Annotated in this window: 13 protein-coding genes; 10 read left to right on the top strand and 3 right to left on the bottom strand. The window is 63.9% G+C overall.

What is annotated here, in order from left to right; translation table 11 throughout:
* The first annotated feature begins 200 nt into the window (after positions 1–200).
* The 6 genes from rpoB (at position 201) to sodC (ending at position 11,301) form a co-directional block, all read left to right on the top strand.
* The gene (gene rpoB / locus LPB04_RS07360) at positions 201–4,310 is read left to right on the top strand and encodes a DNA-directed RNA polymerase subunit beta (RefSeq protein WP_193688066.1); all 4,110 of its coding nucleotides are present in this window, start codon (positions 201–203) and stop codon (positions 4,308–4,310) included.
* 109 nt (positions 4,311–4,419) lie between these two features.
* Positions 4,420–8,670 carry a DNA-directed RNA polymerase subunit beta' gene (gene rpoC, locus LPB04_RS07365; protein ID WP_193688067.1) on the top strand — a complete coding sequence of 1,417 codons (4,251 nt, stop codon included), beginning with the start codon at positions 4,420–4,422 and terminating at the stop codon, positions 8,668–8,670.
* A 160-nt stretch (positions 8,671–8,830) separates the two neighbouring features.
* Complete coding sequence (locus tag LPB04_RS07370) at positions 8,831–9,334, top strand: arsinothricin resistance N-acetyltransferase ArsN1 family B (protein WP_193688068.1); 504 nt, start codon at positions 8,831–8,833, stop codon at positions 9,332–9,334.
* A gap of 14 nt (positions 9,335–9,348) precedes the next feature.
* Positions 9,349–9,915, top strand: a complete 567-nt coding sequence (locus LPB04_RS07375; protein WP_193688069.1) for a cysteine hydrolase family protein — start codon at positions 9,349–9,351, stop codon at positions 9,913–9,915.
* 66 nt (positions 9,916–9,981) lie between these two features.
* The gene (locus tag LPB04_RS07380; protein ID WP_193688070.1) at positions 9,982–10,674 is read left to right on the top strand and encodes an alpha/beta hydrolase; all 693 of its coding nucleotides are present in this window, start codon (positions 9,982–9,984) and stop codon (positions 10,672–10,674) included.
* A 99-nt stretch (positions 10,675–10,773) separates the two neighbouring features.
* A complete protein-coding gene (gene sodC, locus LPB04_RS07385; RefSeq protein WP_193688071.1) occupies positions 10,774–11,301 on the top strand; it encodes a superoxide dismutase family protein in 528 nt (175 codons plus the stop codon).
* A 76-nt stretch (positions 11,302–11,377) separates the two neighbouring features.
* Here the strand turns inward: sodC and LPB04_RS07390 are convergent, their stop codons facing one another.
* From LPB04_RS07390 to LPB04_RS07400, 3 genes are all read right to left on the bottom strand, one after another.
* Positions 11,378–13,015, bottom strand: coding sequence for a M28 family peptidase (locus LPB04_RS07390; RefSeq protein WP_193688072.1), 1,638 nt, complete (start codon positions 13,013–13,015; stop codon positions 11,378–11,380).
* Between the two features lie 80 nt (positions 13,016–13,095).
* Positions 13,096–15,402 (bottom strand): M28 family peptidase, encoded by a 2,307-nt coding sequence (locus LPB04_RS07395; protein WP_193688073.1) that lies wholly within the window; start codon positions 15,400–15,402, stop codon positions 13,096–13,098.
* Positions 15,403–15,507: 105 nt separating this feature from the next.
* On the bottom strand, positions 15,508–16,173 hold the full coding sequence (locus LPB04_RS07400) for an energy transducer TonB (RefSeq protein ID WP_193688074.1): 666 nt from the start codon (positions 16,171–16,173) through the stop codon (positions 15,508–15,510).
* A 307-nt stretch (positions 16,174–16,480) separates the two neighbouring features.
* Between LPB04_RS07400 and LPB04_RS07405 the strand changes: the two genes are divergently transcribed.
* From LPB04_RS07405 to LPB04_RS07420, 4 genes are read left to right on the top strand one after another with little or no spacing between them, the layout of a single operon-like run.
* Positions 16,481–17,128 (top strand): response regulator, encoded by a 648-nt coding sequence (locus tag LPB04_RS07405; RefSeq protein ID WP_227496650.1) that lies wholly within the window; start codon positions 16,481–16,483, stop codon positions 17,126–17,128.
* Positions 17,129–17,144: 16 nt separating this feature from the next.
* Positions 17,145–18,020, top strand: a complete 876-nt coding sequence (locus LPB04_RS07410; RefSeq protein ID WP_227496651.1) for a hypothetical protein — start codon at positions 17,145–17,147, stop codon at positions 18,018–18,020.
* Entirely contained in the window at positions 18,017–19,507 is a 1,491-nt protein-coding gene (locus tag LPB04_RS07415; RefSeq protein WP_193688075.1) for a sensor histidine kinase, read from the top strand. Before LPB04_RS07410 ends, LPB04_RS07415 begins: the two co-directional genes overlap by 4 nt.
* Positions 19,508–19,567: 60 nt before the next feature.
* Entirely contained in the window at positions 19,568–21,256 is a 1,689-nt protein-coding gene (locus LPB04_RS07420) for a M14 family zinc carboxypeptidase (RefSeq protein WP_193688076.1), read from the top strand.
* Position 21,257 lies beyond the last annotated feature (1 nt).

Here is a 21,257-nt window from a genome sequence, read left to right on the forward strand (position 1 = left end):
CGGCTTTGGCTCTTTTGTCGTCCCTGCGGCAAACGTAATACCCGGCAGTACGCGGTACGCAACACCGAACAAATCGTAGCACAGCAGTCGCTTGTCCTTTTCATCTGACGGAACAGCAAGAGAATTGAGGCCTTGTATGTGGTCGCTCCACCACTGGCAATCTCTGAATTCTCATCCTTTCTGTCACTCACGGAGTGTCCATGCACTACTCATTTACTGAGAAGAAACGCATTCGCAAGTCGTTCGCGAAGCGCGCCAACGTTCACAACGTTCCATATCTTCTGGCTACCCAGCTTGAATCCTACGAGAATTTCCTGCAGGCGGACGCTGGTCCTACCGTCCGCAAGAACGAAGGCCTGCAGTCGGCTTTCAGCTCGATCTTCCCGATCGTGTCGCACAACGGCTTCGCGCGTCTCGAATTCCTGTCCTACGTGCTGGGCGATCCTGCCTTCGACGTCAAGGAATGCCAACAGCGTGGCCTGACCTTCGCTTCTCCACTCCGTGCCAAGGTGCGTCTGGTGATCCTGGACAAGGAATCGCCAACCAAGCCGGTCGTCAAGGAAATGAAAGAGCAGGAAGTGTACATGGGCGAATTGCCGCTCATGACCGCCAACGGTTCGTTCGTTATCAACGGTACCGAGCGTGTGATCGTCTCGCAGCTGCACCGTTCCCCGGGCGTGTTCTTCGAGCACGACCGCGGCAAGACGCACTCGTCCGGTAAGCTGCTGTTCTCGGCACGTATCATTCCTTACCGCGGCTCGTGGCTGGACTTCGAGTTCGACCCGAAAGACATCCTGTTCTTCCGCGTCGACCGCCGCCGCAAGATGCCGGTGACGATCCTGCTGAAGGCCATTGGCATGACGCCGGAACAGATCCTGGCGAACTTCTTCGTGTTCGACAACTTCAACCTGCGCTCCGAAGGCGGCGAACTCGAGTTCGTCTCCGAACGCCTGCGCGGCGAAGTTGCGCGCTTCGACATCGTCGATCCGAAGACGGGTAAAACCATTGTCACCAAGGACAAGCGCATCAATGCCAAGCATGTGCGCGACATCGACGCGGCCGGCATCAAGGCCATCTCGGTTCCTGAAGACTACCTGATCGGCCGTATCCTGGCCCGCAACATCGTCGACGCCGACACCGGCGAAATCATCGCGTCCGCCAACGACGAGCTGACCGACGAGCTGCTGGGTAAGCTGCGCGACGCCAACGTCGACGCAATCCAGACCCTGTACACGAACGACCTGGACCAGGGCGGCTACATCTCGCAAACCCTGCGCACCGACGACACCGCCGACCAGATGGCCGCGCGCGTGGCGATCTACCGCATGATGCGTCCTGGCGAACCGCCAACCGAAGAATCGGTCGAAGCCCTGTTCAACGGCCTGTTCTACAGCCCTGAGCGCTATGACCTGTCGGCCGTCGGCCGCATGAAGTTCAACCGCCGCATCGGTCGCGACGAGCTGACCGGCGCGATGACCCTGTCGAACGACGACATCCTGGCCGTGATCAAGATCCTGGTCGAGCTGCGCAATGGCCGCGGCGAAGTCGACGACATCGATCACCTGGGTAACCGCCGCGTGCGTTGCGTGGGCGAACTGGCCGAAAACCAGTTCCGCGCCGGCCTCGTGCGCGTTGAGCGCGCCGTCAAGGAACGCCTCGGCCAGGCCGAAGCGGACAACCTGATGCCGCACGACCTGATCAACAGCAAGCCGATCTCGGCCGCGATCCGCGAATTCTTCGGTTCGTCGCAGCTGTCGCAGTTCATGGACCAGACCAACCCGCTGTCGGAAATCACGCACAAGCGTCGTGTTTCCGCCCTCGGACCTGGCGGCCTGACCCGCGAACGTGCCGGCTTCGAGGTGCGCGACGTGCACCCGACCCACTACGGCCGCGTCTGCCCGATCGAAACGCCTGAAGGCCCGAACATCGGCCTGATCAACTCGCTGGCTCTGTACGCCCGCCTGAACGAATACGGCTTCCTGGAAACCCCGTACCGCAAGGTCGAAGGTTCGAAGGTCACCGACAAGATCGACTACCTGTCCGCCATCGAAGAAGGCCGCTACATCATCGCCCAGGCGAATGCAGCGATCAACGAAGAAGGCCAACTGGTCGACGAACTGGTCTCGGCACGTGAAGCCGGCGAAACCATCCTGGTGTCGCCAGAGCGCATCCAGTACATGGACGTCGCGCCTGGCCAGATCGTCTCGGTCGCCGCTTCCTTGATTCCGTTCCTCGAGCACGATGACGCGAACCGTGCACTGATGGGCGCGAACATGCAGCGTCAGGCCGTTCCCTGCCTGCGTCCTGAAAAGGCGCTGGTCGGTACCGGTATCGAGCGCACCGTGGCAGTCGACTCGGGCACCACCGTGCAGGCTGTGCGTGGCGGCGTCGTCGACTACATCGACGCAGGCCGTGTGGTTATTCGTGTCAACGACGACGAGGCGCAAGCCGGTGAAGTCGGTGTCGACATCTATAACCTGATCAAGTACACCCGTTCGAACCAGAACACCAACATCAACCAGCGTCCGATCGTGCAGGTTGGCGACCGCGTTGCCCGTGGCGACGTGATTGCCGACGGCGCATCGACCGACCTGGGCGAACTGGCCCTGGGCCAGAACATGCTGGTGGCGTTCATGCCGTGGAACGGTCTGAACTTCGAGGACTCGATCCTGATCTCGGAAAACGTCGTCAAGGACGACCGTTACACCTCGATCCACATCGAAGAGCTGTCGGTTGTCGCGCGCGACACCAAGCTGGGCGCGGAAGAAATCACCCGCGACATCTCGAACCTGGCTGAAAACCAGCTGGCGCGCCTGGATGAATCGGGCATCGTCTACATCGGCGCCGAAGTCACCGCCGGCGACGTGCTGGTCGGTAAAGTCACGCCGAAGGGCGAGACGCAACTGACGCCGGAAGAGAAGCTGCTGCGCGCGATCTTCGGCGAAAAAGCGTCGGACGTGAAAGACACCTCGCTGCGCGTGCCTTCGGGCATGGTCGGCACCGTGATCGACGTGCAGGTGTTCACCCGCGAAGGCATCACCCGCGACAAGCGTGCACAGCAGATCATCGACGATGAGCTGAAGCGTTTCCGCCTGGACCTGAACGACCAGATGCGTATCGTGGAGGGCGACGCCTTCCAGCGTCTGGAGCGTATGCTGGTGGGTAAGGTCGTCAACGGCGGCCCGAAGAAGCTGGCGAAAGGTGCGGTTATTACGTCGGAATACCTGGCTGACCTGGACAAGTTCCACTGGTTCGACATCCGTCCAGCCGACGACGAAAGCGCCAACGCACTCGAAGCGATCAAGGAATCGATCAACGAGAAGCGCCACCAGTACGACCTGGCCTTCGAAGAGAAGCGCAAGAAGCTGACGCAAGGCGACGAGCTGCAGCCTGGCGTGCAGAAGATGGTCAAGGTCTACCTGGCCGTCAAGCGCCGCCTGCAGTCGGGCGACAAGATGGCAGGTCGTCACGGTAACAAGGGTGTAGTCTCGCGTATCGTGCCGGTGGAAGACATGCCGTTCATGGCGGACGGCACCCCGGCCGACGTCGTGCTGAACCCGCTGGGCGTTCCGTCGCGTATGAACGTCGGCCAGATCCTCGAAACCCACCTCGGTTGGGCGGCGAAGGGCCTGGGCCTGCGTATCGGCGAAATGCTGCAGAAGCAGGCAGCCGTCGAAGAAGTCCGTGGCTTCCTGGGCAAGGTCTATAACGAGACCGGCAAGAAGGAAGACCTGGACGGCTTCAGCGACGAAGAAATCATGGGCCTGGCCGGCAACCTGAAAAAGGGTGTGCCGTTCGCAACGCCAGTCTTCGACGGCGCGCACGAGACCGAGATTCACCGCATGCTGGACCTGGCTTACCCGGACCACATCGCAGCGCACCTCGGCATGACGCCATCGAAGAACCAGGTCACGATGTACGACGGCCGCACCGGCGAAGCGTTCGAGCGCAAGGTCACCGTCGGCTACATGCACATGCTGAAGCTGCACCACCTGGTCGACGACAAGATGCACGCGCGTTCGACCGGTCCGTACTCGCTGGTGACGCAGCAGCCGCTGGGCGGTAAAGCCCAGTTCGGTGGCCAGCGCTTCGGTGAGATGGAGGTGTGGGCACTGGAAGCGTACGGCGCATCGTACGTGCTGCAGGAAATGCTGACTGTGAAGTCGGATGACGTGAACGGCCGTACCAAGGTGTACGAGAACCTGGTCAAGGGTGACCACGTGATCGACGCCGGCATGCCTGAATCGTTCAACGTGCTGGTCAAGGAAATCCGCTCGCTGGGTATCGATATCGACCTCGAGCGTAACTAAGAAGGTAAGGGGAGGGGAGCCTTTCCTTCCCCGCATTACCCGATTGGTTTGGGACGCTTTAATTTAAAAGCGGCCCGAAATAGAAATTTAGTCACCTCTGGAGTGATACATGAAAGCACTGCTCGATCTATTCAAGCAAGTACAGCAAAATGAAAGCTTCGACGCCATCAAGATTGGCCTGGCGTCGCCCGAAAAAATTCGTTCGTGGTCGTTCGGTGAAGTCAAGAAGCCCGAGACCATCAACTATCGTACCTTCAAGCCTGAGCGTGACGGCTTGTTCTGCGCCAAGATCTTTGGCCCGATCAAGGATTACGAATGCCTGTGCGGCAAGTACAAGCGCCTGAAGCACCGCGGCGTGATCTGCGAAAAGTGCGGCGTCGAAGTCACGCTCGCCAAAGTGCGCCGTGAGCGCATGGGCCACATCGAACTGGCCTCGCCAACCGCGCACATCTGGTTCCTGAAGTCGCTGCCGTCGCGCCTGGGCATGGTCCTGGACATGACGCTGCGCGACATCGAACGCGTGCTGTACTTCGAAGCATATGTCGTGACCGATCCTGGCATGACCCCGCTGAAGAAGTGCCAGATCATGTCGGAAGACGATTACGCCGCCAAGTACGAAGAGTACGGCGACGACTTCACCGCCTACATGGGCGCCGAAGGTATCCGTGAACTGCTGCGCTCGATCGACATCCACCGCGATGCCGAAGCCCTGCGCGTGGAACTGAAGGAATCGAAATCCGAAGCCAAGATCAAGAAATACGCCAAGCGCCTGAAAGTGCTCGAGGCGTTCCAGCGTTCGGGCATCAAGCCTGACTGGATGATCATGGAAGTGCTCCCGGTCCTGCCGCCGGAGCTGCGTCCGCTCGTCCCGCTGGATGGCGGCCGTTTCGCGACCTCCGACCTGAACGACCTGTATCGCCGCGTCATCAACCGTAATAACCGCCTGAAGCGCCTGATGGAACTGCGCGCGCCGGAAATCATTACGCGTAACGAAAAGCGCATGCTGCAGGAAGCGGTCGACTCGCTGCTGGACAACGGCCGTCGCGGCAAAGCGATGACCGGCGCCAACAAGCGTCCGCTGAAGTCGCTGGCTGAAATGATCAAGGGTAAGGGCGGCCGTTTCCGTCAGAACCTGCTGGGCAAGCGCGTCGACTACTCGGGCCGTTCGGTCATCGTGGTCGGTCCGCAGCTGAAACTGCACCAGTGCGGCCTGCCGAAGCTGATGGCCCTGGAACTGTTCAAGCCGTTCATCTTCAACAAGCTCGAACTGATGGGTCTGGCGACGACCATCAAGGCGGCCAAGAAGCTGGTCGAAATCCAAGAACCGGTGGTCTGGGACATCCTGGAAGACGTCATCAAAGAACACCCGGTCATGCTGAACCGTGCACCAACCCTGCACCGTCTCGGTATCCAGGCGTTCGAGCCGGTCCTGATCGAAGGTAAAGCGATCCAGCTGCACCCGCTGGTCTGCGCGGCGTTCAACGCCGACTTCGACGGTGACCAGATGGCAGTCCACGTGCCGCTGTCGATCGAAGCGCAGATGGAAGCGCGTACCCTGATGCTGGCGTCGAACAACATCCTGTTCCCGTCGAACGGCGAGCCGTCGATCGTGCCGTCGCAGGATATCGTGCTGGGTCTGTACTACGCGACGCGCGAGGCGATCAACGCCAAGGGCGAGGGCATGCTGTTCCCGGACGTGTCGGAAGTCATCCGCGCCTACGACAACAAGGAAGTCGAACTGGCGACCCGCATCACCGTGCGTATCGTCGAGTACCCACGTGTTGCCGGCAGCGATGAGTTCGAGCGCACCGTCACGCGTTACGAAACCACGGTTGGCCGTGCCATCCTGTCCGAGATCCTGCCAAAGGGCCTGCCATTCAGCGTGCTGAACCGCGCCCTGAAGAAGAAGGAAATCTCGAAGCTGATCAACACGTCGTTCCGCAAGTGCGGCCTGCGTGCGACCGTCGTGTTTGCCGACAAGCTGATGCAGTCGGGCTTCCGCCTGGCGACGCGCGCCGGTATCTCGATCGCCGTCGACGACATGATGATCCCGGACGTCAAGAAGGGCATGATCGCGACCGCCGAAGCGGAAGTGAAACAGATCGAGCAGCAGTACAGCTCGGGTCTGGTCACGGCCGGCGAGCGTTACAACAAGGTCGTCGACATCTGGGGCAAGACCTCCGATGAAGTCGGCAAGGCGATGATGGACCAGCTGAAAGTCGAGCCGGTCACCCGTCGTGACGGTACCGAAGGCACCCAGGAATCGTTCAACGCGATTTACATGATGGCCGACTCGGGCGCCCGTGGTTCGGCAGCCCAGATTCGCCAGCTGGCCGGTATGCGCGGCCTGATGGCGAAACCGGACGGTTCGATTATCGAAACGCCGATTACCGCGAACTTCCGCGAAGGCCTGAACGTGTTGCAGTACTTCATCTCGACGCACGGCGCCCGTAAGGGTCTGGCCGACACCGCGCTGAAGACCGCAAACTCGGGTTACCTGACCCGCCGCCTGGTCGACGTGACCCAGGATCTGGTGGTGATCGAGGACGATTGCGGCACCACCAACGGCACGCACATGAAGGCGATGGTCGAAGGCGGTGAAGTCATCGAAGCGCTGCGCGACCGTATCCTCGGCCGCGTGACGGGCACCGATGTCGTCAATCCTGAAACCCAGGAAACCGTGTACCCGGCCGGCACGCTGCTGGACGAAGACATGGTCGAAGAGATCGAGCGCCTCGGCATCGATGAGGTGAAAGTCCGTACGCCGCTGAACTGCGACACCCGTTATGGCCTGTGCGCACATTGCTACGGCCGTGACCTCGGCCGCGGTTCGATGGTGAACAGTGGCGAAGCAGTCGGCGTCGTGGCAGCCCAGTCGATCGGTGAGCCGGGTACCCAGCTGACCATGCGTACCTTCCACATCGGTGGTGCGGCATCGCGTGCGGCAGTGGCCTCGTCGGTCGAAGCCAAGTCGAACGGCACGATCCGCTTCACGGCGACGATGCGTTACGTCACCAACGGCAAGGGTTCGCAGATCGTCATCTCGCGTTCGGGCGAAGTCCTGATCACGGACGACCATGGCCGCGAGCGCGAGCGCCACAAGGTGCCGTACGGTGCGACCCTGATCGTCAAGGATGGCCAGCAAGTCAAGGCCGGTACGGCCCTGGCAACCTGGGATCCGCTGACCCGTCCGATCATTACCGAGTACGCCGGTACGATCCGCTTCGAGAACGTGGAAGAGGGCGTCACCGTCGCTCGCCAGGTCGACGAAGTGACCGGTCTGTCGACCCTGGTCGCGATCGATCCGAAGCGTCGTGGCTCGGCCGGTAAAGTGCTGCGTCCGCAGGTCAAACTGCTGAACGAGCAGAACCAGGAAGTCAAGATCGCCGGCACCGAACACGCCGTGACGATCGGTTTCCAGGTCGGCTCGCTGATCATGGTGAAAGACGGACAAGCTGTCTCGGTGGGTGAAGTGCTGGCACGTATCCCGACCGAATCGCAGAAGACCCGCGACATTACCGGTGGTCTGCCGCGCGTTGCCGAACTGTTCGAAGCACGTTCGCCGAAAGACGCGGGCATGCTGGCGGAAGTCACCGGTACGGTTGCCTTCGGTAAGGAAACGAAGGGCAAGCAGCGTCTGGAAATCACGGACATGGACGGCAACAAGCACGAGTTCCTGATCACCAAGGACAAGCAAGTGCTGGTCCACGACGGTCAAGTCGTGAACAAGGGCGAGATGATCGTCGATGGTCCGGCCGATCCGCAGGACATCCTGCGCCTGCTGGGTATCGAAGCGCTGGCGCGTTACATCGTCGACGAAGTGCAGGACGTCTACCGTCTGCAGGGCGTCAAGATCAACGACAAGCACATCGAAGTCATCGTGCGCCAGATGCTGCGCCGTGTGGCGATCGTCGAAGCCGGCGACACCGACTACATCGTCGGCGAGCAGGTGGAGCGTTCGGAGCTGCTGGAAGAGAACGACCGCATGGAAGCCGCGGGCAAGCTGCCGGCAACCTACGAAAACGTGCTGCTGGGTATTACCAAGGCATCGCTGTCGACCGATTCGTTCATCTCGGCCGCATCGTTCCAGGAAACCACCCGCGTGCTGACCGAAGCGGCGATCATGGGCAAGCGCGACGGCCTGCGCGGCCTGAAGGAAAACGTCATCGTCGGCCGCCTGATTCCTGGCGGTACCGGTTTGGCATTCCACCGCGCCCGCAAAGAGAAGGAAGTGTGGGAGGCGGAAGAGCGCCAGGCACTGCTGCAGCAGGAGAAGGCGAATATGGCTGCCGAACTGCAGGCGATGGAAGACCAGCAGAATGCGGCGGCTCCGGCTGAGCATCATGGCGACGCCGAGTAATCGGTAGTTGGCTGACAAGACGGCACCTTCGGGTGCCGTTTTTTTTCGTCCATCGTCAGGCCGGTAAAGCGCTACCCGCAGTGGATGGCCTTCCGTCCAGATGCACGCTACACTGCAAAGATAGTTGCCTGATGTGCATTTAACGACCAGCCGATCCGCGATGACTCTCCCCAGTACAATCCGTCCCGCCACTTCCGCCGATGCCGAGCGCATCTGCACCATCTACAACCACTACATCGCCACCACGACGATTTCCTTCGAAGAAGAACCGGTAGAACCCGCCCAGATGGCCCAGCGTATCGCGGACGTCGCCTCTGCGAACCTGCCCTGGCTCGTCATGGAGGAAGGAGAGAAACTGATCGGCTACGCTTATGCCACCAAGTGGCGCGTCCGCGCCGCCTATCGTTTTGCCGTCGAAAGCTCGGTGTATCTCGACCCGGACCACGCCGGGAAGGGCGCCGGCACGCTGCTGTACCAGGCCCTGCTGGCCGAGCTGCGCCAACGCGAACTGCACCTCGTCATCGGCGGCATCGCCCAGCCGAACGAAGCGAGCGTGCGCCTGCACGAGCGGCTGGGTTTTACGAAGGTTGCGCACTTCAGCGAAGTGGGACTGAAATTCGGGCGCTGGGTCGATGTCGGCTACTGGCAGCTGAAACTCAACTGATCCACCAAGGACCCATGAACAAACCCTGCCTCATCATCATCGACATGCAAAAGGGCATGGCCGATCAGGCCGCGGGCCGCCGCAACAACCCGCAGGCGGAAGACAACATCGCCCGGCTATTGCAGGCCTGGCGCAAGGCCGGAGCGCCGGTCGTCCACGTGCGCCACATCTCGCGCTCGTCGACTTCCCTGTTCGCGCCCGGCCAATCCGGCGCCGAGTTCCAGGAAGCGTTGACACCACTGGCGCATGAACACGTGGTCGAGAAGAACGTCCCGGACGCTTTTATCAACAGCGCGCTCGAGCGCTGGCTGCGCGTGCGCGGGCTGAACGAGCTCGTGCTGGCCGGCGTCAGCACGAATAACTCCGTGGAAGCGAGCGCCCGCACGGCCGGCAACCTGGGTTTCAACACCATCGTCGTCTCCGACGCCACCTTCGCCTTCGCGCTGCGCGATTACGCGGGCGTGCAGCGCAGCCCGGATGAGGTGCACGCGATGGCGCTCGCCAACCTGATGAGCGACTACGCGACGATCAGGGACACCGACAGTGTGCTCGACGAACTCGCGAGGGCGCTGCACCAGTAAACCTCGCGCCGCGCGTGGGCGCCCCGTCCTACACTGCTCCTGCCGACGCGACGAAGGAGGGCGGCAATGAAGGACCGAGGCCATCTCAGCACGACTTATACAACGCGCAACGCCCACCCGCCGCCGTTCGAACCCGGCCTGCAAAAGCTTGGACTGGGCAGCCGGCGCGACAGTTATATCTATGTGCCGCCGCATTACCGCCCCGAGCTGCCGCTGCCCCTGGTGCTGCTGCTGCACGGCGCCGGCGGCCATGCCCACGACGGTTTGCGCATCCTGCTGCACCTGGCCGACAAAGCCAATTTGATCCTGGTGGCGCCGGCCTCGCACGCCTCCACCTGGGACATCATCGCCCGCCGCGCCTACGGAGCCGACCTCGCCCTGGCCGACCGCTCGCTCGACTATGTGTTCAAGCACTATGCGATCGACCCGGCGCATATCGGCATCGGCGGCTTTTCGGACGGCGCCTCGTATGCGCTGACGCTGGGGCTGGCCAATGGCGACTTGTTCACCCATGTGCTGGCGTTCTCGCCCGGCTTCATCGGCCCCATCGACGAGCGGGGCCGGCCGCAGATTTTCGTGTCCCACGGCGCCGGCGACACCGTGCTGCCGATCGACCCCTGCGGGCGCCGGATCGCGCAGCAGTTGCAGGCTGCGGGGTATGGCTTGACCTACCGCGAGTTCGAAGGCGGCCACGTGATTCCGCCGGAGGTGGCGCTGGAAGCGGTCGCCTGGTTCACCGGAGTGCGTCCCGATCGCTGAGCCGGTGCCGTGAGCCGGACTCCCTCATCGGTTCGAATGCACTACACTGATCCGGTTGGCCCGTTTCGTTCAATAACCGGATGACTGAAAGGGAGTGACATGAAAGCTCAATGGATCTGCGCATTGGTACTCTGCTCGAGCTACGCGGCGGCGGCCGTGCATGCGGCCGAGATGCGCGCGACGATGAATGCGGTGTCGGAGGTCGGCGTCGGCAAGTCGAGCGGCACCGTGACGATCAGCGAATCGAAATTCGGCCTGGTGTTCACGCCGGCCCTGACCGGCCTGCCGCCGGGTATTCACGGCTTCCACGTGCACGAGAACGGCAGCTGCGCCACCAACCAGAAGGATGGCAAGCCGGTGCCGGCAGGAGCGGCGGGCGCGCACCTGGACACGACGGGCAGCAAGAAGCATGGCCTGCCATGGGGAGATGGACACATCGGCGATCTGCCGGCCCTGTATGTCGAAAGCTCGGGGGCGGCGAACAATCCGGTGCTGGCGCCGCGCTTGAAACTCGCGGATGTGCGCGGCAAGGCGCTGATGGTGCACGCGGGTGGGGATAATCATGCGGATCATCCCGCGCCGCTCGGCGGGGGCGGGGCGCGGATTGTGTGCGGAATTATCGAGTGAGATAAGTAATCCGCGCGGCGCAAACAACAACGCCCGGTCAGCGATGACCGGGCGTTTTTAATTCAAACGAGCGGAATTACTTCGCCGCCGCGCGCACCCTGCCGAAGGCGTCGCCCGCTTTCCAGGCCGGCATCTTCGGCGAGTCGGCCACCATGCGGCCCAGGTTCAGCGTGAACTGCGCCTGCTGCACCATGCCGCTTAAATCCCAGCTCGGATCGTATTCGTCGTTGACCTGGTGGTAGCGAGCCCGATAGGCCTTGGCCTTGGCGTTGTTGGCCTCGACATCCTTGACCCAGGCGCTGCCGCCGCCCACCGAGAAGGCCGGGATGCCGGCTTTGGCAAAACTGAAATGGTCGCTGCGGAAGTAGCCGCCGGCCAGGTCCGGCTTGGCCGGCGCCACCGTCAGGCCCATCGCTTTTGCGGTCGCTGCCGCCATCGCGCCCAGCTCGGTGCGCTCGCTGCCGGAGACGCCGATGTCCTTGGCCGCTCCGACGAAATTCAGGCTGTCCAGGTTCAGGTTGGCGGCGGTTTTTTCGGCCGGCCACAGCGGACGGGCGGCGTAGGCCGCGCTGCCCAGCAGGCCTTGTTCTTCGGCCGCGACCCACAGGAACATCTGCGAGCGCTTGCCGGGATGGCGCGCCGCTTCCTGCGCCATCGCCAGCAGGCCGGCCGTGCCCGAGGCATTGTCGACGGCGCCGTTGAAAATCGTGTCGCCCTCGGTTCCCTGCTTGCCCATGTGGTCCCAGTGGGCGCTGTAGATGACGACTTCGTCCTTCAGCTTCGGGTCGGTGCCCGGCACAATACCGGCCACGTTGTATTCGTTCAGCGTACGCACCGCGGCGCGGGTCTCGCCTTTTACGCGCGCGTTCAGGGACACCGGTTTGAACGATTTGTCTTCAGCGGCGGCGCGCAGTTTGTCGAGGTCCTGGCCGGCAGCTGCAAATAATTTACGGGCGGCGGCGTCGGTCATCCAGCCCTGCATGCCGGTGCCGAGGTCGGCGTCGGCAAGTTGAAAGCGCTCGGCGGCGGCCCAGCTGTTCTGCACCACGCTCCAGCCGTAGGAGGCCGATGCATCCGTGTGGATCAGCAGGACGCCGGCCGCGCCCTGGCGCGCCGCCTCCTGCAGTTTATACGTCCAGCGGCCGTAATAAGTCAGGCCGGCGCCGTTGAAACGCTTCGGTTCCGCTGCGGTGGGTGCCGGATCGTTGACCATCATGACCAGGACCTTGCCCTTCGCGTCCAGGCCTTTATAGTCGTCCCAGCCTTCTTCCGGGGCCGTGATGCCGTAGCCGACGAAGACCAGTTCCGCGTCCATGCTGTGCTCCGCTTTCGCGTCGCCCGGCGCCCAGACCCAGTCCGCGCCGAAGCTCATCGGCAGCGCCTGGCCACCGGCAACGATCGCCACATTGCTTTGCTGCGGCAGCGGACGCACGCCTGCAATCTTGACCTCCTGGCGGTAGCTGCTGCCGTTGGCCGGCTTCAGGCCGGCGGCCATCGCTTGCGATTCCAGGTAAGTCACGGTCAATTCCCCGCCGCGCTGGCCGGTGCCGCGGCCCTCCAGGGCGTCGGACGCCAGGAAGGACAGGTGGCCGCGCAAGGGCGCTTCTTTTACCACGGCGGCTTGTGCGCTGGCGGGGGCGGCGTGGACGGGATAGGCGACTGCCAGGCTGCTGGCGAGGGCGGTGAGGGCGACGGCGGAGACGATCTTGTACATGGAATCCTGCTGCGGTGGTTGATGGGCGCGCACGGTCGGTGCGCGCTGTATTGTAGTGCAAGCGTGTAGTCCAGGCGGCCTCAGTAAAACCACAGCGTATCGGCCGCGATCGATTGCCCGCTCAGTGGCACCAGCGGCGTGGCCGCCGGTCGTGGCGGCAGCAGCCGTTCCGGCAACCCGGGCAGCACTTCCTCGATGCGCACCGCAAAAATCGGATCGGACAGCACCTCGATCCGGAAGTGCAGCAGGGTGTCCTCCATCCCGTACAGCACCATCGTCAGCGTCTTCGCTTCCTTGTCGAGCAGGGGGCGTCCGTTGACCGTCACCCGCGTCGGCCGCGCACCGGTCACCATCAAGCGCACCTGCGGTGCGCGGTTCTGCGATACCAGCGTGAAGTCGGCGTGGCGCTGCGGCGCCTTGCCGTTGCGCAGAATCCGCACGAAGGGGAACTGCAAACCGTCGCGCGGCGCCCAGGCATACCACTGGCGCGGACTGTCCCAGCCGAAGACGTTGACGAATGTGTAGGGTTCCTTCAGGTTGGCGAACAGCTGCCGCTCCCACGGGTCGAGTTCCCCCGCCGGATGCAGCCAGTAGGCGTCCCAGCTCGGCATGTCCTTGTAATAGACCAGTGCATTCGCCCGCAGCGGCGCCGGCTCCTCGATTTCATCTGCGCTGCCGGCCAGCGCCAGGCCGCCGAGGCCGCAGAGCAGCAGGGTGCGCGCCAGGTAGCGCCGCGCGCCGGACAGCAGCAGGGTCGACACGCCCAGCACCAGGGCCAGCATCGCGACCGGCACGTTCATGCGCTGCGGCGAGAGCACCAGGTAACTCTCGCGCAGCACCGGCAGCACCAGCACCACGGCCGGCAGCACGCCGCCGACCAGCACGGCCAGCCGCGCAACCCCCGGCCATGCCGCGACCCGGCGCGAATGCAGGGCGATGAACGAGGCCAGCGCCGCCAGCACCGGCCACAGGACCAGGTAGCTGGCGCCGGGCGCCAGCCAGCTCGCCAGCACCAGCACCAGCACGAGGCAGGCGAGGCCGGCCAGCATCGCCGCCGCCGTACCGGTCAGCCGCGCCAGTTGCCGCTGGGCGGCGATGAACACGGCGGCGCACAGCGCGCACACGGCAGCCAGATACAGCAGGGCATGGCGCGCAGGTTCGGGTGTAGCCGGATGCCAGGCGCGGTGCAGTTCCGGCACCTGCATCCACAACTGCCAGGCGCCGATGCCGAGCGCCACCGCGAGCGAGGGGACAATGAAAAAGGCCTGCAGCAGGGCCGGATAGCGCACGCCGGAGCGTTGCATCGCGATGCAGACCGCGCCCACCAGCAGCAGGCAGGTCAGGCGAGTCAAGGGCCAGACCAGCGCCCCGCTGTAATGCACGGTGCCGACGCCCGGCAGCGGGAAAACTACCTGGCCTGTCGCGGGCTGCGGATCGATGCGCCCGTGTCCATACTCGCGCGCCAGGCGCAGCATCGTTTCTCCCATCTGCTGCAGGGTTGCGCGTTCGTAGCGCTGCGGCGTGTCGAGGGCGCCGTCGCCGCCGAACGGACGGCCCGTATGCGCAAACTGCAGCACCGGTACCCCCAGCAGGCCAAGTGCGCGGATGCGCAGCGCGCCGGGCGCCAGCTGGTGGACCTCGTGCATCAGGGACGAGCCCTGGACCTCGGGCGCCGCGCGCAGCCAGCCGTCGATCGCCGCGGTATTTGCGCCCAGGGTGTTATACAGCGCAATCGGCCCGCCGCTGCCGCCGCCATCGAAGCGCAGCGCCAGCCCGACCTCGCGCGCCCAGGGGTGCTGCTCGGCGAAGGCCTGCATGCCGAGGCTGCCCACGTGCTCGCCGTCGGCAAACAGCACCAATACGTCATTTTCGAGCGCGGCGCCGGCACGCAGGGCGCGCAAGGTCTCGACCAGCGCCGCCACGGGCGCCGCGCCGCTGGCGCCGAGACTGGCGGGATCGCTGTCGATGTGGGCGACCAGCAGCAGGCTGGGACGGCGCAGGCGGTCGGGCGCGGTGCCGGGCAGGCGCACCAGCACGTTGTGCACGATGCCCATCGTCGTCTCGTAATTGGCGTTGTAGTCGACATAGTTTTTTTGCACGAGGGCGCGCTGGACCTGCGGTTCGAGGCCGATGGCGCGCAGGCGTGCGAGCAGATACGCGCGTGCGGCGTGGTTGGCGCTGCTGGCGATCGGACGCGGTACGCGCGCCAGCTCGTTCAGATCCCCCACCGCGCGTGCCGCCGAAAACTGTGCCGCCGGCGCGTTCACGGGAGCGGGTGCCGGCAAGGACGGCTGCGTGGGACCGAGCGCCAGCCAGGCGAGAAAGGCAAGCAGGATGGATGCCGCAGCGAAGCCGGCGGAGGAAGGCAGGGCTGAATCGGAAAGCATGGACCGCATCCTTGTGTGATCGAGGGCCGAACAGGGGCCTGCCAGCGCAGGCACAAAAAAACCCGCCAGGCTGAAGGTTGGCGGGTAAAACGGAAACGATTTACATTATTCGAGCGACCAGACGTAGGCGATCTGCGCCCAGCCGGCTTCGGGTACGCCGTTGTTCATGCCCGGCTTGAACTGGCACAGGCTGAGGGCGTTGACGGCGGCCCGGTCGAGATCGCGCGAACCGCTCGACTTCTGCACCCGCGAACTCGTCACACGCCCGTCGGTACCGACCAGCAGGGCCAGCGTCACGGTGCCCGTCTCGCCGTTGCGGGCGGCATTCGCCGGATAGTTCGGCTTGGCGCAGCCGTTGGCATCGGCCAGCACGGCGCTGCGCATCGTGCCCGGGTTCGACGATGGATTAGTCGGCTGGGCCGGCGCTTCGGACTGCGCCGGCTGCGCCGGTTCCTGGACCGGCGCGACCTCGGTCCTCGCCTGCACCGGGTTCTCGACCGGCGGCGGCACCTCGACTTCGACCTTCGGCACCACGACGTCCGGCGGCGCAAGCTTCGGCTTCACGGTCGGGGGTTCGGGCGGCGGCGGCGGCGGCACGACCGGTTCCGGCGTCATGAACACGGTCAGGTCTTTCGGCAGCGAAGGCAGTGAAATGACCTTGTTGTTCATCATGTTGACGACGCCGGCCGCGATCAGGGCGTGCAGACCTGCGACCAGGGCGAACTTGCCGGCTTTGCTGCCGCTATTCGGGCGCATGTGCGAGAAATGCATGGCGATCTCCTTGTTGTTATGCCCGGCGGACGGCTGACCGGGCTTTTGCTTACGGAAAGTGCTGCATATGTCTAAGGTGTGGAAACAATATATGCCATTAGGTAGCAATGCGTAAAGCGTTTTCTTGGCAATCGTGTATGCCATCCTGGCAATGAGCGGAGGATTTGCGGGCGCGCTACGGGGCAAGGGAGTCCTCGCTTCCTCCGCCGTTGTATGAAATAATCAACCCATACCTGATCCGGCTTCTGTCGGCTGGCACACATAACTGCCAGACATTGGTAAGCGGATGTAAGAAACGGAGAGAAGAGTGACAAACCCAAAAGCAATTCGCGTCATGCTGGCCGACGACCACCCGATCGTGATGACGGGGTTTGCGATGTCGCTGGCGGCCGAAGGCATGGATGTCGTCGCCCAGGCGCGCACCCCGAGCGAAGCCGTGGCGCTGTACGCCGAGCAGCAGCCGGACGTCGTCGTGCTCGACATCCGCTTCGGCACGGAATTGACGGGGCTCGACGCGGCCCAGAACATCCTGCGCGCCGACCCGCAGGCGAAGGTGGTCTTCCTCAGCCAGTTCGACCAGGATAGCCTGATCAAGGAAACCTACCGCATCGGCGCCCACGCCTTCGTGACCAAGGATTGCGACCCGGCCGACCTGGCGGCGGCGGTGCGCCAGGCGAACGCCGGCAAGCTGTATTTCCCGCCGCAGATCGCCGAGCGGCTGGCCAGCATCGCGGTGCGCGGGGACGTTTCGCCGCAGTCGCAGCTGGACGAACGCGGGCTCGAGATTTTCAAGCTGATGGCCGAAGGCCTGACCAACGGAGAAATCGCCGAGAAGCTGAACCTGTCCACCAAAACCATCAGCAATACCAGCCAGTCGATCAAGGAAAAGCTGGGCGTCGAGCGCCAGGCCCACATCACGAAACTGGCCGTGAAATATGGCCTGATCCAGCCTTGACGCGATGCGCCCGGCCTTGACACGCCTGCGCTTCCTCGCCGCGGCGCTGGTGCTAGTCGCCGGCGTCGCCGTTGCCGCGCCGGTGACACCCGCCTCCGGCTACCGCTTCCAGATCTTCACCGGCGACGACAGCGGCCTTACCGTGCGTATCGCCGAAGATTTATATAAACGCCTGGTGCCGACCTTCGCCGCCTTCCGCACCGAACTGGCCCAGCGGCGGCGCATGGTCTATGTGGCGATCGGCCCGGACGCGCTGCGTGAAGCCGCCGCACGCCGTTGCGACTGCGTGGTGATCTCCGCCTTTACCTCGAGCCAGGTCTGGCATGCGATTGTCGATCGCCTGCCTGCCGCCCGTGCGCGCATGATGACCGCGGTGTACGCCGAGCCGGCGCCAAGCGACCAGGTGCGCCTGGCCGCGCTGCTGTACCGGCGGCCGGTGCGCGTGGCCGCCATCCTCGGACCCGATACCGCCTTCCTGCAACCGGCACTGATCGGCCAGGCCGAGGTTTTGCAGGCCGGGCGCGAGGACGACCTGGGCGACGTGCTGGCGCGTGTCAAACGCAGCGAAGTGCTGCTGGCGCTGCCCGACAGTGCGATCTACAACCCCGAAAACATCCGCAACATCCTGCTCTCGACCTACCGCCGCAAGCAGGCCGTGATCGGTTTTTCGAGCGACATGGTGAAAGTGGGCGCCCTCGCCACGACCTATTCCGAGATCGAGGACATCAACGCCCAGGTGGCCGAAATGGCGGCCAGTTTTGTCGCGACCGGAGATTTGCCGCCGCCGCAATTCCCGCGTTACTTCCGTACCGCGATCAACGAAGGCGTCGCCCGCTCGCTCGACATCGCCGTCAGCGACGAGGCGCGCCGCTTTGCGCGTGCGCGGCCATGAGTTTATATTTCTGGCGCAGCTGGAGCATCGGCCTGCGCATGGCGTTCATTACCATGCTGCCGGTGGTGTTCCTGTTCGCTGCCTTCATGGGTTACTCCTGGTATGCGCACCGGGCGCAGGTGGCCGAAGAGCTGAGCGAGCGTGGCCGCATCCTGGCGCGGGCGCTGGCCGAAACCAGCGAATACAACGTCATCTCCGGTAATCTCACCGACCTGCGCCTGACCATCAACGGCCTGGTGCAGTCCGATAAAAGCATCTACCGGGTCGACGTGGTCGACGCCAGCGGCAAGCGCGCGGTGCGCGTCACCTCGGAGACGGCGCAGGACGCCGAGCCGCATTATTACGAAGCGCCGATCCGCAAGCAGGTCGTGTGGATCAACCTGTTCACGGACAACGGCACCCCCCACGTCTCGGCCTCGAGTGAGGCGCGTCCGCCCACGCTGACCACGGAGATCGTGGGCGCGGTGCGGGTGCGGATGTCGCCTTCGAACATGCTGGACAAGCAGGGCCGGCGCTTCCGGATCGAGCTGGCGATGGCTGCGCTGGCGCTGCTTGCTTCCGGCGTGCTGGCCTGGGTGCTGGCGCGCTCGTTGACGCTGCCCTTGAAAGAAGCGATCGGCGCGCTGCGCTCGATTCGCGGCGGCAGCTACCGGGTCGACCTGCCGGTGACGACCGGCGGCGAAGTAGGGGAGCTGCAGGCCTCGATCGGCGAGATGTCGGTCGCGCTCGACCAGTCGACCCAGGACCTGGAAAACAAGGTGACCGAGCGTACGCGCGACCTGGTCGCGTCGCGCAACGAGGCGCTGCGCGCCGACGCGGATAAACGAAAACTGATCCAGAAGGTGAACAGCATCATCGAGGATGAACGAAAGAGCATCGCGGTCGAGATCCACGATGAGCTCAACGCGTCGCTGATCGCGGTGCGGCTGGAGGCACAGAGCATAGTCACGCTCGCTTCGAAAGCGCCGCCGGCGCCGGAGATCGAGGACATCCGGACTAAAGCGCAAGCCATCACCAGGCTCGCGCTCGACCTGTACGCCAACGGCCGCCGCCTGGTGCGGCGCTTGCGCCCCGAGGTGCTCGACATGCTGGGCCTGCACGGCGCGGTCGAGGAGATGCTGCGCCATTACGACAGTTCCGGCTGCCGCTTCTCCTTCCACTCGGAAGGCGATTTCTCAAAGCTCGGCAACGAGCTCGCGATTTCCGCCTACCGCATCGTGCAGGAGGCGCTGTCGAACATCATGAAGCACGCGAGTGCGACGTCCGCCGAGGTGACGCTGGTGCTGGACCCCGCCAACGACATGCTGCGCATCGGGGTCGAAGACAACGGCCACGGCTTCGATCCGGCCAGCAGCTCCGAGGGCATCGGCATCATCGGCATGCGCGAACGCGTGTATGCCTTGAATGGCATGATCACCGTCCGTTCCGCGCCCGAACGGGGCACGACGCTGGCCATTGCACTGCCACTCATTGCAGCCCACCCTTAGGCGCATCTGCGCGCATTTGCTGTATCGTAGCGCCTTGATTCAATCTCCCCCGTTACCGCCATGTCGAACCCTTTGATGACGCCCTACGAACTGGGCAACCAGAACCAGACCACCACCCTGGGCGAATGCATCGCCTGGTACGAAGACCTCGCGCGCCGCTACCCGAGTGTGCTGCGCTTCGGCGTCGTCGGCACCTCGGATGCCGGCGTGCCGATCCACGCGGGCGTGGTGAGCAGCGACGGCGTGTTCGAAGTCGAGGCGATCAAGGCGGCCGGGCGTCCGGTCTTTTTTAATAACAACGGCATCCACCCGGGCGAGCCTGAAGGCGTCGATGCCTGCATGGCGCTGGTGCGCGATTTTTGTACCCAGCCGGAGCAGCTGGCGGCGCTGGGAAAAACCGTGTTCCTGTTCGTCCCCTTGTACAACGTCGACGGCAGCATCAATCGCGCGAACACCTCGCGCGTCAACCAGGACGGCCCCGAGCAGTTCGGCTTCCGCGGCAACAGCCGCCACCTCGACCTGAACCGCGACTTCGTCAAGTGCGACACCCTGACGGCCCAGACTTTCAATAAACTGTTCGCGACCTGGGACCCGGACGTGATGGTCGACACCCATACTTCCAACGGCGCCGACTACAGCTACACGATGACCCTGATCCACACCCAGGCGGATAAACTGGGGAGTGAGCTGGGCGGCTTCCTCACCGGGACCATGCTGCCGGCGCTGTACGCCGAGATGGAAGCGCGCGGCTGGCCGACCTGCCCTTACGTGAACCCGGTCAAGGACAGCCCGGACCACGGCATCGCCGAGTTCCTGGAGACGGCGCGCTTCTCGACGGGGTATGCAGCCCTGCACCACACGATCGGCTTCATGCCCGAGACGCACATGCTGAAACCTTTTAAAGACCGCTACGAGTCGATGCGCGCCCTGGTCGAAACGGCGCTCGATTTCACGGTCAGGCATGCGGACCAGATCCGGCAGCTGCGCCGCGCCGCGAAAGCTGCGGGCCGCACCCGCGCCGAATGGCCGATCCACTGGGTGATGGACGAAGAGAACACGTCGACCTTCCGGTTCAAGGGCTACGAGGCCAGGTACAAGCCGAGCGTGCTGGGCGACTATTCGCGCCTGTACTACGACCGTTCGAGCCCGTGGGAGCGCGACATCACCTACTACAACCGTTTCAAGGCCGACGTGACGGTCCCCGCAGCGAAGGCCTATATCGTCCCGCAGGCCTGGCGTGAAGCGATCGAACGCCTGGAACTGAACGGCGTACAGCTCGAGCGCGTGACGCAAGACCGCATGCAGGATGTGGCGTACTACCACATCGCCTCGGTCTCTTCCCGCCCGAATGCCTACGAGGGCCACATGTTCCACGACGACGTCCAGCTGGAAAAGCGCCGCGGCGCCGTGCAGCTGCGCGCCGGCGACGTGATCGTCTCCCTCGACCAGGACAAGGCGCGCTACGTCGTCGAAACCCTCGAGCCGCAGGCCCACGACAGCTTCTTCCGCTGGGGCTTCTTCAACAGCGTGCTGGAAAAGAAGGAAGCGTATTCGGACTACGTGTTCGAGGACGAAGCGGAAAAACTGCTGGCCGAAGAGCCGGCGCTGGCTGCGAAGTTCGCCGAGTGGAAAGCGGCCAATCCGGCCCTGCTGTCGAACCAGGAAGCCGTCCTCGACTTCATCTTCGCCCACTGCGACAAGTACCGCGAACCGGAATGGCGCCGCTATCCGGTCTTCATGGTCGAGTAAT

The organism is Massilia litorea, assembly GCF_015101885.1.
Classification (GTDB): Bacteria; Pseudomonadota; Gammaproteobacteria; order Burkholderiales; family Burkholderiaceae_D; genus Telluria; species Telluria litorea.